Annotated in this window: 12 protein-coding genes; 6 read left to right on the top strand and 6 right to left on the bottom strand. The window is 71.3% G+C overall.

Annotated features, from left to right (window positions below; all coding sequences use genetic code 11):
* Positions 1 to 200: 200 nt before the first annotated feature.
* Positions 201 to 1889, bottom strand: a complete 1689-nt coding sequence (locus FQY83_RS15995) for an alkaline phosphatase (RefSeq protein WP_146388985.1) — start codon at positions 1887 to 1889, stop codon at positions 201 to 203.
* Between the two features lie 272 nt (positions 1890 to 2161).
* Between FQY83_RS15995 and FQY83_RS15990 the strand changes: the two genes are divergently transcribed.
* On the top strand, positions 2162 to 3499 hold the full coding sequence (locus tag FQY83_RS15990) for a dicarboxylate/amino acid:cation symporter (protein WP_146388984.1): 1338 nt from the start codon (positions 2162 to 2164) through the stop codon (positions 3497 to 3499).
* Between the two features lie 10 nt (positions 3500 to 3509).
* Here the strand turns inward: FQY83_RS15990 and FQY83_RS15985 are convergent, their stop codons facing one another.
* From FQY83_RS15985 to FQY83_RS15970, 4 genes are all read right to left on the bottom strand, one after another.
* The gene (locus FQY83_RS15985) at positions 3510 to 4382 is read right to left on the bottom strand and encodes a bile acid:sodium symporter family protein (protein WP_146388983.1); all 873 of its coding nucleotides are present in this window, start codon (positions 4380 to 4382) and stop codon (positions 3510 to 3512) included.
* 25 nt (positions 4383 to 4407) lie between these two features.
* The gene (locus FQY83_RS15980) at positions 4408 to 4824 is read right to left on the bottom strand and encodes a hypothetical protein (RefSeq protein WP_146388982.1); all 417 of its coding nucleotides are present in this window, start codon (positions 4822 to 4824) and stop codon (positions 4408 to 4410) included.
* A 464-nt stretch (positions 4825 to 5288) separates the two neighbouring features.
* Entirely contained in the window at positions 5289 to 5942 is a 654-nt protein-coding gene (locus tag FQY83_RS15975; protein WP_192906732.1) for a C40 family peptidase, read from the bottom strand.
* A gap of 167 nt (positions 5943 to 6109) precedes the next feature.
* Entirely contained in the window at positions 6110 to 6718 is a 609-nt protein-coding gene (locus tag FQY83_RS15970) for a C40 family peptidase (RefSeq protein WP_146388980.1), read from the bottom strand.
* A 68-nt stretch (positions 6719 to 6786) separates the two neighbouring features.
* Here FQY83_RS15970 and FQY83_RS15965 point away from each other — a divergent pair, with 68 nt between their 5' ends.
* From FQY83_RS15965 to gorA, 5 genes are all read left to right on the top strand, one after another.
* Positions 6787 to 7269, top strand: a complete 483-nt coding sequence (locus tag FQY83_RS15965; protein ID WP_146388979.1) for an FKBP-type peptidyl-prolyl cis-trans isomerase — start codon at positions 6787 to 6789, stop codon at positions 7267 to 7269.
* A gap of 320 nt (positions 7270 to 7589) precedes the next feature.
* The gene (locus FQY83_RS15960; protein WP_158636540.1) at positions 7590 to 9569 is read left to right on the top strand and encodes a serine hydrolase domain-containing protein; all 1980 of its coding nucleotides are present in this window, start codon (positions 7590 to 7592) and stop codon (positions 9567 to 9569) included.
* A gap of 23 nt (positions 9570 to 9592) precedes the next feature.
* Positions 9593 to 10822 carry a DUF418 domain-containing protein gene (locus tag FQY83_RS15955; RefSeq protein ID WP_146388977.1) on the top strand — a complete coding sequence of 410 codons (1230 nt, stop codon included), beginning with the start codon at positions 9593 to 9595 and terminating at the stop codon, positions 10820 to 10822.
* Positions 10823 to 10871: 49 nt separating this feature from the next.
* Positions 10872 to 12131: an NAD(P)/FAD-dependent oxidoreductase gene (locus tag FQY83_RS15950; RefSeq protein WP_146388976.1), complete on the top strand. Its 1260-nt coding sequence runs from the start codon at positions 10872 to 10874 to the stop codon at positions 12129 to 12131.
* Positions 12128 to 13492, top strand: coding sequence for a glutathione-disulfide reductase (gene gorA / locus FQY83_RS15945; protein WP_146388975.1), 1365 nt, complete (start codon positions 12128 to 12130; stop codon positions 13490 to 13492). The genes FQY83_RS15950 and gorA overlap by 4 nt, the downstream gene beginning before the upstream one ends.
* Before the next feature lie 59 nt (positions 13493 to 13551).
* Here gorA and FQY83_RS15940 read toward each other — a convergent pair.
* Positions 13552 to 13932: transposase (locus FQY83_RS15940; RefSeq protein WP_146388974.1), on the bottom strand; the 381-nt coding region annotated here is incomplete at its 5' end.

The raw sequence follows: 13932 nt of genomic DNA, 5'->3' as shown, positions 1-13932 counted from the left end.
AGCGATCGCCGCGCAACGCTGCGTTGCCGGAGGATGCCGACGGCGCGGCCACTCCGGCCCGCAAAGACCAGGAACGGTGTAGGTCGGGGCTACGGCCCCGACGCCGTCGACCTCCCCCGTCGGCCGCGTAGGGCCGACCTACGGACCCGGCGCATTTTGGGGGGCGGAGCCATCAAGCCCCAGGCTTTGTCGGGGGATCCTTACCGCGCTTCGAACTCCGCCGGATCGGGCAGCTCCACCGGCACGCCGTCGGCGCTGCAGGTGCCGGCGGCGCACAGGCGCTGCCGCAGCTTCGGCGTGGCCTGGACGATGACGTGGTAGATCACATGCTGCTCCAGCGTGCCGCGGAAGGAGTCGCTGCCGGGGCCGCGCGCCCAGATGCCGACGTCGTCGCCGCCGTGCGACTCGGATTTCAGCGGCATCAGCGCTTCCTGCATGTAGTCGGGGTGCGCGGTGTCGACCTCGCGCAGGTCGGGCCGGCCTTCGGCTGCCTCGAAGGCGCCCGGATGGTGCAGGTGGCGCTTGGGGCCGGCCGGCTGGGTCGCGCTGGCGCCGGTGTAGCCGGGGCCGTTGGCATAGACCAGCGTGGTGTAGGGCAGGCCGAACATGTCGCGGGCGTAGTCGTTGGGATCGTCGTCCTCGCTGGTGCGGCCGCGCACCTTGCCCAGGATCGGGTTGCCGCGCTTGGGATAGCCGACGAAGCCGAGCGTGTGCGAGTGGTCGGCGGTGACCACGATCAGGGTGTCGTCGGCCGAGGTCATGTCCGCCGCGGCGCGCACGGCGCGCGACATCGCCGAGGTCTCGTCGAGCGCGCGGTAGGCGTTGCCCTCGTGGTTGGCGTGGTCGATGCGGCCGCCCTCGACCAGCAGCACGTAGCCGTCGCGGTTGCGCGACAGCTTCTCGATCGCGAAACGCGTCATCGCTTCCAGGTCGGGCTCGCCGGCATCGTCCTTGCGGCGATCGTGCTCGTACTGCATGTGCTCGAACTCGAACAGGCCGAGCACGGCGCCGGCGCCGGCCGCGTCGCGCAGTTGCGCGCTGTTCCAGACGTAGGCGCCGCCGGGATGGCGCTGCCGCCACTCCTGCGCGAGGTTGCGGCCGTCCAGGCGCAGCCCGACCTTGTCGTCGTACTCGGGGTCGCGTTCGGACACGGGCAGGAACTGGCCGCGGCCGCCGCCGAAGGCGACGGTGGGCCCGCGTCCCTCGGGGAAATCGAGCAACTGCTGCGCGATGTCGCGGCAGCCGGCGGCGCGGGCCTCTTCCGGCAGGTCGGCGTCGTGCTCCCAGTTGCGGTCGGGCGAGTGCGCGTAAGTGGCCGCGGGCGTGGCGTGGGTGAGGCGGGCGGTGGTGACGATGCCGGTGGCCAGGCCGGCGGCGTCGGCGAGCCGCAGCCACGACAGCGTGTGCCGGCCGAGGCTGTCGGCGCAGTCGTCGCGGCGTCCGGCGGAGACGCCGATCGCGCCCATGTGCGACTTCACCCCGGTCGCGACCGCGGTCATGGTGCCGGCCGAGTCGGGCGTCTGCGAATCGGTGTTGTAGGTCTTGCTGAAGGCGGTGTGGGGAAACGTCTCCCACGACAGCTGGTGCTCCTCGCCGGGCCTGCCGCTGCGCTGGCCGTCGAAGATGCGTGCGGCGGCGACCGTGGTCAGGCTCATGCCGTCGCCGAGGAAGACGATGACGTTCTTCGCGCGCCCGGCCATCGCGCCGTTGCCGGCGGCGCGCGCGGCGCCGCTGCGGTACCACCACTGCGCGGTTTCGCCGGCGGGGTGTTCGATCGCGGGCACGTCGACGGTGATGGCGGCCGACGTACCGGCTCGGTGCGGGGCGGCGGTACAGCCGGCGAGCAGGGTGGCGAACAGGACGGTGGAGAGGGGAAGCAGGCGCGGCATCGCAAGGTCCGGTGAAGATGGAATGCCGGGGATGCCCGGGCTGCCGTCATTCCCGCGAAAGCGGGAATCCATTTTCCGGCTACGGCGGACGCCGGGGGCACGATGGATTCCCGCTTTCGCAGGAATGACGGAATTGGAGAGGGCGCTTCCCCGAAGCGGGCAATTATGCCGCGTCGCGGTGTCCCGCCCGTGACAGCGCGGCGTTCCAGCCGCCGCGTCGCCATCGGCGCCGGCGTCGGCTAAGGTGACTGCCTTCCCCCGCCGGAACGCGCATGAAACTGGTCCACGCCTGGCTGAAGATCCCGTTCTGGCAGCGCGTCGCCGCCGGTTTCGTGCTCGGCGCGCTCGCCGGCTGGCTGATGGGGCCGGCGGCGCAGACCTGGTTCGGGCCGCTGGGGACGGTGTACGTCAACCTGATCAAGATGATCGCCATCCCGCTGGTGTTCTTCGCGGTGGTCAGCGCCGTCGGATCGCTGGCCGGGCAGCGATCGATCGCCGCGCTGGCGGGGCGCACCTTCCTGTGGTTTGCGATCACCGCGGTGCTGGCGGTGGCCGTCGGGCTGGCGTTCGGGCTGGTGCTCAAGCCGGGCGTCGGCGTGGACATGGGCAGCCTGCAGGTGGCGGAAAACTACCGCCAGCGCGACGTGCCCGGCCCGCTGGACGTGCTGATCAACATCGTGCCGGAGAATCCCTTCCGGGCGCTGGCCGCACTCGGCGCCGGCAAGGCCGGCGACGGCCAGAACGTCATCGTCCCCAGCAACTTCACCATCCTGCAGGTGATCTTCTTCGCCGGGCTGATCGGTTTCGCGCTGGTGAAGCTGGGCGCGAAGACCGCGGGCGTGCGTGCGCTGATGGACGAGTCGCGCGAGCTGATGATCCAGGTCACGCGCTTCGTGCTGGAAGCCACGCCGATCGGCACCTTCGGCCTGATCGCCGCGCTGGTGGGCAGCTACGGCTTCGGGCAGCTGGTGCCGCTGGGCAAGTTCGTGATCGCGCTGTACGCGGCCTGCGCCTTCCACGTCGTGGTGGTCTACAGCGGCCTGCTGCTGGCGCACGGCCTGAGCCCGCTGAAGTTCTTCCGCGGCGCGGCGCCGGCGATGCAGGTGGGCTTCGTCGCCTCCAGCAGCTTCGCCGCGCTGCCGCTGTCGCTGAGTTCGGCCACCCACAACCTCGGCGTGGACAGGAACTACGCGGGCTTCGCCGTGCCGCTGGGCGCGAGCATCAAGATGGATGGCTGCGGCGCGATCTACCCGGCGCTGGGCGCGGTGTTCATCGCCCAGTTCATGGGACTGGAGCTGTCGACCGGGCAGTACTTCATCATCGCCCTGGCCTCGGTGCTGGGCAGCTTCGGCACCGCCGGCGTGCCGGGCACGGCGGTGATCATGGCCACCGTGGTGATCAGCGCCGCCGGCCTGCCGCTGGAGGCGATCGGCATCCTCTACGCCATCGACCGCATCCTCGACATGATGCGCACGATGACCAACGTCACCGGCCAGGTGCTGGTGCCGGTGCTGGTGGCGAAGCAGACCGGGCTGCTGGACCGCGAGGCGTTCGAGCGGGCGTCGAGCAACGTCGGCATCGAGGACGCGTCCGGACGCGACCCGGGCTGAACGCCGGCGGTCACGCAGTCTCCCGGCCCCGGGCTTCGCCCGACACCCACCACGCGAACCCCGCCGCGGTGAAGAACATCAGCAGGCTGTAGACCGCCGCCGGGATCGACATCGCGGCGTTGCCCAGCACGTTGAGCGCGATGAAGATCGCCAGCGTGCCGTTGTGGATGCCGATTTCCATCGCGATCGCGATCGCCTGCTTCCGCGGCAGGCGGATCGCCAGCGGCGCCGCATAGCCGGCGCCCAGGCTGGCGAGGTTGAACAGCAGGCAGGCCAGGCCGACCGCGGCGAACGAGGCCAGCAGCGTGCTCCATTCCTGCGCCACCGCGGCGACGATCAGCAGCGCCAGCACCAGCACCGACAGCAGCCGGATCGGCTTCTCCATGCGCGCGGCGAAGCCCGGCGCGAAGCGGCGCACTGCCATGCCGATCGCGACCGGCAGGAGGATGATCAGCGCGACCTCGACGATCTTGCGCACCGGCGGCGGCACGTACTGGCCGGCGCCGAGGAAATGTTCGAGCGACAGGTCGAGGATGACCGGCAGCGTCAGCAGGCACAGCACGCTGTTGATCGCGGTCAGGGTGATGTTCAGCGCCACGTCGCCGTGCGCGAGGTGGCTGTAGATGTTCGCGGTCGCGCCGCCGGGCGAGGCCGCCAGCAGCATCAGGCCCACGGCCAGCTCTGGCGACAGCCTGAACAGCAGCGCCAGCGCGAACGCCACCCAGGGCAGCACGCCGGTCTGCAGGAACAGCCCGAGCAGCACCGCGCGCGGGTAGCGCGCCACGCGCTTGAAGTCGTCCGGGGTCAGGCCCAGGCCGAGGCCGAGCATGATCACGCCGAGCGCGAGCGGCAGCAGCAGGGTGGTCAGCAGGGAAGACTGCATCGGCGTCGCTCCGTCGTGATGCGGATCAGGCGGGCGGCAGCGGCGCGCGCGGTGATGCCAGCCGTGCCGCGCACCAGGCGACCGGCACCGGCAGCAGCACGCCGACGATCGTCATCCAGGCCGGATGCGGCAGCATCGCGGCGTTGAGCACGACGCCGGCCACGATCAGCAGGCCGACGCCCAGCGCTGCACCGACGCGATGGCGCCGGCTGATCCTGGCGGCGACCCAGCCGCCCACGAACGCGGCGACCGTCCAGCCCATCAGCACCCAGAGCTTCTTGCCGATCGTGGCGGAGGCGACCAGGCGCGCGAGGTCTTCCTCGCTGTCGAGGTCGATGCCCGGCGGCAGCGGGAACAGCGACATGCCGAGGTATTCGAGCAGCAGCATCGTTGCCAGCGCGACGATCAGTCCCAGCAGCACCGCGAGCGTCGAGCGGATCATTTCTCACTCCCCGGGGATGGATGCCGCGCGGCAGGACGTGGCGGGCCGCCGGGATACTAGCATCGTGCCCCGCGAAGTCGGGGAGCGCTGGAAGCTGTCGTCTGGAACGCGGTGAGCGCCTGCCTGCGATCCTTGTGCCCGGGGTGCAGGCGTCGTTGACGGCGTCATCGAGAAGCAAAGACGTCATCCAGAAGCAGAAGACGTCATCCCGGCGAAAGCCGGGATCCATTTTGCAGTTGCTCCTTGTTCTTCCTGCGTAACGCGGAAAATCAAGATGGATCCCGGCTTTCGCCGGGATGACGGTGCTTCCGGGATGACGCTGCTTTCAGGATCGTGCAATCGGGAGAAGGGAAAGCGGAAGAAGGAAAGGTCGGCTGCCGGCCAGGGCGACGTTCCGGCGCACGCCGCCAACGAAAAGGCCGCCTTGCGGCGGCCTCGGTCAACCCGGTCCGGGAACCGGCGCCTCAGCTCTCGCTGCCCAGCCCCGCGACGCGGCGCGCCTGCAGGAACTTGTGGCTCCAGTAGCCGGTGTCGAGTTCGGACACGGTCACGTCGCGGCCGGTGCGCGGCGCATGCAGGAAGCGACCCTCGCCGATGTAGATGCCGACGTGGTCGACGCGCTTGCCGCGGCGGCCGAAGAACACCAGGTCGCCGGGGACCAGCGAGGTGCGCTCGATCTTCTCGCCATCGCGCGCCATGTCGCGCGAGACGCGCGGCAGTTCGATGCCCAGGGCGGTGCGGAACACGTAGCCGACCAGGCCGCTGCAGTCGAAGCCGCCCTCGGGCGTGGTGCCGCCCCAACGGTACGGAGTGCCGAGCAGGGCGAGGCCGCGCTTGAGCAGGCTCTGCGCGCGGCCTTCTTCCTTCTGTTCCGGTGCCTGCGCGGCCTGCAGTGCTGTGGCCGCGGCGATGATCTGCTGGTTGACGTCGCTGGCGAACTGCACGTCCTCGGAGGCGCGCGGCAGCGTCCCGGCAACGAGGTTGGTGGTGACCGAGCCGGGAGCGGCGAGGGCGTCGGCCGAGTCGCCGGCAAGGCCGGGACCGGCGAAGGCGGGGAGCGAGGCGAGGCCCAGCAGGCAGCCGCAGAGGACCGGGAGCTTGCCCTGTCTGGCCGGAATGGAGCGATGGGAGGTTCGGCCGGACGGGGCGTTTCGGTTCGTCACGCGGGCTTCACGAATCACGGATCAGCGGCGGAGTTTGCCCGAGTGAAGGCCTCGTGATGTTAAATACAGGTTAATCAAACCTGGACAAGTCCGTGATTTTGCTCACAATTTCGTTCAGGTTTTCAGTGCAGCACGCGCTTCGCGCCGCTGTAGCGCTGGCGCCAGTAGCTGCCGTCGAGGTGGTCCAGCCGCACCGTGCCGCCGCTGCTGGGGGCGTGGACGAAGCGGCCTTCGCCGACGTAGATGCCGACGTGGGTGACCTGCGCGCCGCTGCCGAAGAACACGAGGTCGGCGGCCGCGAGCCGGCGCGGTTCGATCTTCGGCCCCTGGTAGGCGGCGAGGTCGCGCGAGGTGCGCGGGAGCCGGAGGTCGAGCATGTCGCGGAAGACGTAGTTGACCAGCCCGCTGCAGTCGAAGCCGCCTTCGGGCGTGTTGCCGCCGTAGCGATAGGGCGTGCCGACCAGGCTGATCGCGCGCATCAGCACGGCATTGGCGGCCGCCGGATCGTCCGGGGTAACCACCGGCCAGTCGCGGGTGGGCACCGTGGCGGCGGCGCGCGGGGTGGGGCGCACCTCGTCGCGGCCGCAGGCGGCCAGCAGCAGGGCCGCCAGCGCCGCGGCGGCCAGCAGCGCGCGTGCCCGCGGCCCGCGGGTTGGCGTTGCCGCGGCGGAGGCCGGATAATGCGCGGCCCTGCCGCCCGAGGGGGGGATGCATTCGCGTAACGGTTCCATGCGCGGCATCCTGCCCGGGCCATCCCCTCCAGACAAGCCGCGGCCCATGCCGCGCCAGCGAGCCGTCCATGAAGATCGAGAAAGACCGCGTCGTCCGTTTCCACTACACCGTCTCCGAAGCCGGCCAGGCGCCGGTGGAGTCGTCGAAGGAGCGCGGCGAGCCGCTGGCGATCCTGGTCGGCCACGGCAACATCATCCCGGGCCTGGAGAAGGCGCTGGACGGACACGAGTCCGGCGACAGCTTCGGCGTCGACGTGCCGGCGGCCGAGGCCTACGGCGAGCGCCGCGACGGCCTGAGCCAGCGCGTGCCGAAGAAGCATTTCGGCGCGCAGAAGCTGGCCCCGGGCCAGCAGGTGGTGCTCAGCACCAACTTCGGCCCGCGCGCGGTGACGATCGAGAAGGTCGGCATGAGCGTGGTCGACGTCGACCTCAACCACCCGATGGCCGGCAAGGACCTGCATTTCGACATCGAGATCGTCGACGTGCGCGAGGCCAGCCCGGAGGAGGTCGAGCACGGCCACGTGCACGGCGACGGCGGTCACCAGCACTGAGTTTGCGGCGTTGTCGGGGGTGCCCGGCCCCTGAGAACACTGCCGTCATTCCGGTGTTCACGATCGTCCCCCGGCCTGGTCGTCATCCCCGCCCTTGTCGTCATCCCGGCGAAAGCCGGGATCCATTTTCACGATCGGTCGTCGCGGGGCCCGGTTCCGCCGGCCTTCATTGAAGGACAAAAGCCAAATGGATCCCGGCTTTCGCCGGGATGACGATCGGTGGGATCCCGGGGGCATCGGTAGCCCGGGGACGGCAATGGTGGATCGCCGCCCGCTGCGCGCTGTGCTGTAATTCCTCCGCCATCCCGGGGGGAGTCCCAATGTCGCGCATCCTGCGGGCCGCGTTCGCGGCCGTGCTGCTGCTGTCCGCAAGCCTGGCTTCGTCGCAGGACGCCGCGCCGACCGTCGCCGGGCCCGATGCTCTGCCGACGGAGGCGGTGGCGGATGCGCCCGCGCCGCGCGCGATCGATGCCGCCGACCTGTCCGCCTACGTCGACGGCCTGGTCGACGCGGCGATGGCGCGCGACGGCATCGCCGGGGTCACCGTGGCGGTCGTCGATCGCGAAGGGCCGCTGCTGCTGCGCGGCTACGGCATCTCGGCGCTGTCGCCGCGGCGCGAGGTCGATGCGGACGGCACGCTGTTCCGGATCGCCTCGATCTCGAAGACCTTCACCTACCTGCTCGGCCTGCAGCTGGTCGACGAGGGCCGGCTCGATCTCGACAAGCCGGTCAACGACTACCTCCCCGATGCGCTGAAGCTGCCCGACGACGGCTGGCCGCCGGTGCTGGTGCGGCACCTGTTCACCCATACCGCCGGCTTCGAGGATTCGGCGATGGGCCACCTGTTCGTGGACCGCGCCGAGCGGGTGCTGACCACGACCGAGTACCTGCAGCGGCACCGGCCGAAGCGGGTGCGCGCACCGGGCACGTTCGCGGTGTATTCGAACTATTCGGTCGCGCTGCTCGGCGCGCTGGTGGCGCAGGTGTCCGGCACGCCGTTCGACGCGCTGGCCGAGCGCCGGCTGTTCCAGCCGATGGGCATGCGCCTGACCACGTTCCGCGAACCGCTGCGCGAGAGCGATCCGCGCAACGCGGGCCCGGCGTTCGAAGGGCGCTGGTCGGAGGGCTTCCGGCGCAGCGGCGGCGCGTTCAAACCGCAGGTCTTCGAGCATGTCGCCCATGCCGGGCCGGCCGGCGGCGCGTCGAGCACCGCCGCGGACATGGGCCGCTACATGCGCATGCTGCTGCGCGGCGGCGAGCTCGACGGCCTGCAGGTGCTGTCGCCGTCGCAGCACGCGCGGCTGCTGGGCGAGCCGCTGTTCCGCAACGCGCCGCAGGTGGGCGGGTTCTCCTACGGCTTCTTCGACACGCGCGTGGGCGCGCTGCGCGTGCTCGGCCACGGCGGCGCGACCAGCTGGTTCCATTCGATGATGTCGGTGGCGCCGGAGGCCGGCGTCGGCATCTTCGTTTCCACCAATACCGATACCGGGCGGCGCTTCGCGGCGCAACTGCCGGAGAAGGTGCTGGAACGCTATTTCGAACGCGCGCGCACGCCGCCGCCCGCGGCCGCGCCGGAAGGCTTCGACGCCTCGCGCTTCGCCGGCAGCTACAACGGCAAGCGCGGCAACTACTCCAGCGCGGAAAGGGCGTTGCTGCTGACCACGGTTCAGGTCGCCGCGGCCGAGGACAACAGCCTGGTCGTCACCGCCGGCGGCGACAGCCGGCGCTGGGTGCCCGAGAGCGGGCTGGTGTTCCGCGCGGCGGAAGGGCCCGGCCGCATCGTTTTCTACGAGGACGAGGACGGCGGCATTGCCGGCTTCGGCAACGCCAGCGGCCACAACGTGTTCGAGCGCGCGGGGACGCTGCAGCAGGGCGGGACGCTGCTGTCGGTACTGGGGCTGGCGGGCGCGGTGTCGCTGCTGGTGCTGGTGGGCGGCTGGCTGCGGCGCGGCCGGCGCGATCCCGCCGCGCCCGCATCGCGCCGCGCGGCGTTCTGGCTGTACGTGACGGCGCTGGCGTGGCTGGCGTTCGTGGCGCTGGTGCTGGTGTACGTCCAGGGCGCGACGGCGGACGAGACCGCGGTGTTCTACGGCTATCCCGGCACGCTGCTGACCGCGCTGCTGTGGTCGACGCCGGTGCTGTTCGTGCTGGTGCTGGTCGACGTGCTGCACCTGCGCGCGGCCTGGCGGGCGAAGGGCTGGGGCCTGTGGCGCAAGCTGCGGCATACGCTCGCGGTGGCGGTGTACGTGCTCGCCGCGTACATGCTGTGGGCCTGGAACCTGGTGGGCTGGAAGCTGTGAGCGCGGGCGGGACGCCTCCCGCCGTGCCGCCGCTGCCCGGGGCGTTCGCGCCGATCCACGCGGCGCAGCGCATCCCTGCGCTGGACGTGGTCCGCGGCTTCGCGCTGCTGGGCATCTTCCTGATGAACATCGAGTGGTTCACGCGGCCGTTCCAGCAGATGGGGTCGGGCATCGATCCGGCCGCGGCCGGGATCGACCGCAGCGCCGCCTGGCTGGTGTACGTGTTCGTGCAGGGCAAGTTCTGGGTGCTGTTCTCGCTGCTGTTCGGCATGGGCTTCGCGGTGATGTCCACGCGCGGCGGCCACGGCGCGCAGTTCCGGCGCACCTATGCGCGGCGCTGCGTGGCGCTGCTGGCGTTCGGCCTGCTGCATGCGCTGCTGCTGTGGCCGGGCGACATCCTGCACGCCTACGCCATCGCCGGCCTGCTGCTGATGGCGCTCGGCGAGATCGGCAACCGCGCGCGGCTGGGGCTGGGCATCGGTGTCTATGCGGTACTGGCGGCCCTGACCGTCGTCGGTGGTGCGCTGCTGTCCGTGCTGCCGGCGGAGGCGACCGCCGAATTCGCGAAGGCAGGCGAGGAGACGGACGCCGCCGCGGCCGCGGCGGCGCGCGTCTACGCCGAAGGTGGCTACTGGCAGGTCGTGCTGCAGCGTGCGCGCGATTTCGCCACGGTGGCCCTGCCGGCGGCGATGATGGTGGTGCCGATGGCGCTGTCGGTGTTCATGCTCGGCGCATGGCTGGTGCGCAGCGGGCGCATGCACGACATCCACGCGCAGCGCGGCTGGTTCGCGCGGCTGGCGCTGTGGACGATCCCGGCCGGGCTGGCGTTCGTGGCCCTGAGCGTCCGCGTCGGGACGGGCTTCGACGGCATGCGCGAGATGGGACCGATGCTGCTGGCGACCGGCCTGATGCTGCTGGGCAACCTGCCGCTGGCGCTGGGCTACCTGGCGCTGGTGGTGCTCGGCCTCGGCACGCCCGGGCTGTCGCGGCTGCTGTCGTGGCTGGCGCCGGCCGGGCGCATGGCGCTGAGCAACTACCTGCTGCAGTCGCTGGTCGCCTCGACGCTGTTCTATGGCTACGGCTTCGGCCTGTGGGGGCAGGTGGGGCGCGCGGGACAGGTGCTGCTGGTGTTCGCGGTGTTCGCGCTGCAGGTCGTCGCCAGCGGCTGGTGGCTGTCGCGCTTCCGCTTCGGGCCGATGGAATGGCTGTGGCGCTGGCTGGCCTACGGCAGGCGTCCGCAGTTGCGGCTTTGATGGGGCGAACCGTCCCTGCCGGCATCGCGTTCGCCGCTACACTTTGCGCATGAGCGAACGCAGCGACATCCTCGTCATCGGCGCCGGCGTGTCCGGCCTGGCCAGCGCGCTGTGCCTGCTCGAACGCGGGCGTTCGGTGCGGGTGGTCGACGCCGGCCGCGTTGGCGGCGGCAGTTCGCACGGCAACTGCGGCACGCTGACGCCGAGCCATGCCGGACCGCTGCATGCGCCGGGGATGGTGGCCAAGGCACTGCGCTGGATGCTCACGCCCGATGCGCCGTTCTACGTCAAGCCGCGTTTCGATCCGACGCTGTGGCAGTGGATGCTGCGCTTCGCCGCGCGCTGCAACGAACGCGACTGGGCCGCTTCGGCGCGGGCGCGCGCGGCGATCCTCAACGCCTCGCGCGCGGCCTATCCGGACTGGGTGGCGCGGCACGCGCCCGACTGCGAATACGCCGAGCCGGGCACCTGCTGCGTGTTCCGCGATGCCGGCGAACTTGACGCCACCGTGCGCCGGCTGCCGCCGCTGCGCGAACTGGGCATCGACTGCGAGGTGATCGACGGGCCGACCCTGCTCGCGCAGGAGCCGGCGCTGCGCGAGGGCGTCGCCGGCGCGGTGGTATACCCGGGCGACGCGCAGCTGCGGCCGGACCGCTACGTCGCCGCGCTCGCGCGCGCGGTGCGGGCGCTGGGCGGCGTGATCGAGGAACATTGCGAGGTGCGCGCGGTCGAGCGCGACGGTGACGGCATGCGCGCGGACACCGCGCGGGGCGAGCGCCGTGCGCGCGAGGTGCTGCTCGCCACCGGGGCCTGGTCGCCGCTGCTGGCGAAGTCGCTGCGCCTGCCGTGGCTGCGCGGCGCGATGCAGCCGGGCAAGGGCTATTCGATCACCTACTCGCGCCCCGGGCTGGCGCCGAGGCGGCCGATGACGCTGCACGAGCGCAAGGTCTGCGTGACCGTGTGGGAGGACGGCTTCCGCCTCGGCAGCACCATGGAGTTCTCCGGCCACGACACCGCGCTCAACCGGCGCCGGCTCGACGCGCTCGAGCGCGGCGCTGCCGAGTACCTGCACGAGCCGGTCGGGCCGGAGAAGCGCGAGGAGTGGTACGGCTGGCGTCCGCTTTCGTGGGACGACCTGCCGATCATCGGTCGCGCGCCCGGCCACGATCGCCTGTGGCTGGCGACCGGGCATGGCATGCTCGGCGTCAGCATGAGCCCGGCCACCGGCCGCCTGCTCGCGGAACTGGTGGCCGGCGAATCGCCGCACATCGATCCCGCGCCCTATTCGCCCGCACGGTTCGCCTCATGAGCACGCCCTCGCCGCTTGATTTCGACCTCGTCGTGCTCGGCGGCGGCAGCGGCGGCCTCGCCGGCGCCTTCCGCGCCGCGCAGCATGGCGCGCGCGTGGCCCTGCTGGAGCCGGGCGAACTCGGCGGCACCTGCGTCAACGTCGGCTGCGTACCGAAGAAGGCGATGTGGCTGGCCTCGGAGCTGGCCGAGCGCATCGAACTGGCTTCGCGCCTGGGCTTCGATGTGGCGGACAAGCCGCGCCTGGACTGGCCGGCGTTCATCGCCAGTCGCCAGCGCTACATCCACGGCATCCACGCCAGCTACCTGCGGCGGCTGGACGCGGCCGGCATCGCGCTGCTGCCCGCGCGCGGGCGCCTGCGCGACGCGCACACGGTGGAATGCGAGAACGGCACGCGCCTGCGCGCGAAGCACGTGCTGCTCGCGACCGGATCCAGCCCGCGCAGGCCCGACGTGCCGGGTGCGGAACTCGCCGGCATCTCCGACGATTTCTTCGCGCTGTGCGACGCGCCGGAACGCGTGGCCCTGGTCGGCGGCGGCTATATCTCGGTGGAGCTGGCGGGCGTGCTGCAGGCGCTGGGCAGCCGCGTCGACATCTACGCGCGCAGTCCGCGCCTGCTCGGGCATGCCGACGCGGAACTGGTCGAACGCCTGCAGGAGAACTACCGCCAGCAGGGCATCGGTCTGCATTTCGGCTACCGGCTGGCGGCGATCGAAGGCGAGCCGGGCGAACTGCGGCTGCGCGACGCCGATGGCCATGCCGGCGATGCCTATGCGCAGGTCATCCTCGCCGTCGGCCGCGGCGCCAACACCGCAGGCATCGGGCTGGAGGAGGCGGGCGTCGAACTGGACGCCGACGGCAACATCGTCGTCGACGCGTTCCAGCGGACGTCGCTGCCGCACGTCGTCGCGGTCGGCGACGTCACCGGCCAGGTGACGCTGACCCCGGTCGCGATCGCCGCCGCGCGCCGCGCGATGGACCGCGTGTTCGGCGGCCGTGCCGACGCGAAACTCGACTACGACGACATCCCGACCGTGATCTTCGCACATCCGCCGCTGGCCGCGGTGGGCCTGACCGAGGCGCAGGCGCGCGAACGCCACGGCGACGACGTGCACGTGTACCGCAGCACTTTCCGGCCGATGCTGCAGGCGCTGGCCGACCGGTCGCAGCACAGCCTGTTCAAGCTGGTCTGCGTGGGCGCGGAGCGGCGCGTGGCCGGCATCCACCTGCTCGGCGAAGGCGCCGACGAGATCCTGCAGGGCTTCGCGGTGGCGCTGAAGAAGGGCCTGACCCTGGCCGACCTGCACGACACCGTCGCAATCCATCCCACCAGCGCCGAGGAAGTGGTGCTGATGCGGTGAGGAGCGTGCGCGGAAGGCCCGTCCCCTGTCATCCCGAGCGCAGCGAGCAACTGTCTTGATCAGGTGGCGGCGGCAGCCGCCATCTGATCGCGCATTTTGGCGTTCAGGATGACCAGCAGCTTGCGCATGGCCGCGACCAGGGCCACCTTGGCGACCTTGCCCTGCGCACGCAGGCGTTGGTAGAACGTGCGCATGTGCGGGTTGAAGCGCACAGCCACCAAGGCCCCCATGTACAGCGCCTGGCGCACACTCGCTCGACCTCCCCAGATGCTGCGGGTTCCACGCATCGAGCCACTGTCGCGGGCCAGCGGGGCCACGCCGACCAGCTTGGCAATGGCCTTGCCGTCGAGTCGCCCCAGTTCCGGCAGGTGCGCGGCCAGCGTCGCCAGCAGGACCGGTCCCACGCCTTTGACCTGCCGCAGGATGGCCAGATCGGATTG

Source organism: Luteimonas marina (assembly GCF_007859325.1).
Classification (GTDB): domain Bacteria; phylum Pseudomonadota; class Gammaproteobacteria; order Xanthomonadales; family Xanthomonadaceae; genus Luteimonas; species Luteimonas marina.
This window is presented reverse-complemented; position numbering and strand designations above follow the sequence as displayed.

Coding starts and splice junctions, on each gene's coding strand:
- FQY83_RS15995 (WP_146388985.1), bottom strand. CDS start 1,889: ATGCCGCGCCTGCTTCCCCTCTCCACCGTCCTGTTCGCCACCCTGCTC.
- FQY83_RS15990 (WP_146388984.1), top strand. CDS start 2,162: ATGAAACTGGTCCACGCCTGGCTGAAGATCCCGTTCTGGCAGCGCGTC.
- FQY83_RS15985 (WP_146388983.1), bottom strand. CDS start 4,382: ATGCAGTCTTCCCTGCTGACCACCCTGCTGCTGCCGCTCGCGCTCGGC.
- FQY83_RS15980 (WP_146388982.1), bottom strand. CDS start 4,824: ATGATCCGCTCGACGCTCGCGGTGCTGCTGGGACTGATCGTCGCGCTG.
- FQY83_RS15970 (WP_146388980.1), bottom strand. CDS start 6,718: ATGGAACCGTTACGCGAATGCATCCCCCCCTCGGGCGGCAGGGCCGCG.
- FQY83_RS15965 (WP_146388979.1), top strand. CDS start 6,787: ATGAAGATCGAGAAAGACCGCGTCGTCCGTTTCCACTACACCGTCTCC.
- FQY83_RS15960 (WP_158636540.1), top strand. CDS start 7,590: ATGTCGCGCATCCTGCGGGCCGCGTTCGCGGCCGTGCTGCTGCTGTCC.
- FQY83_RS15950 (WP_146388976.1), top strand. CDS start 10,872: ATGAGCGAACGCAGCGACATCCTCGTCATCGGCGCCGGCGTGTCCGGC.
- gorA (WP_146388975.1), top strand. CDS start 12,128: ATGAGCACGCCCTCGCCGCTTGATTTCGACCTCGTCGTGCTCGGCGGC.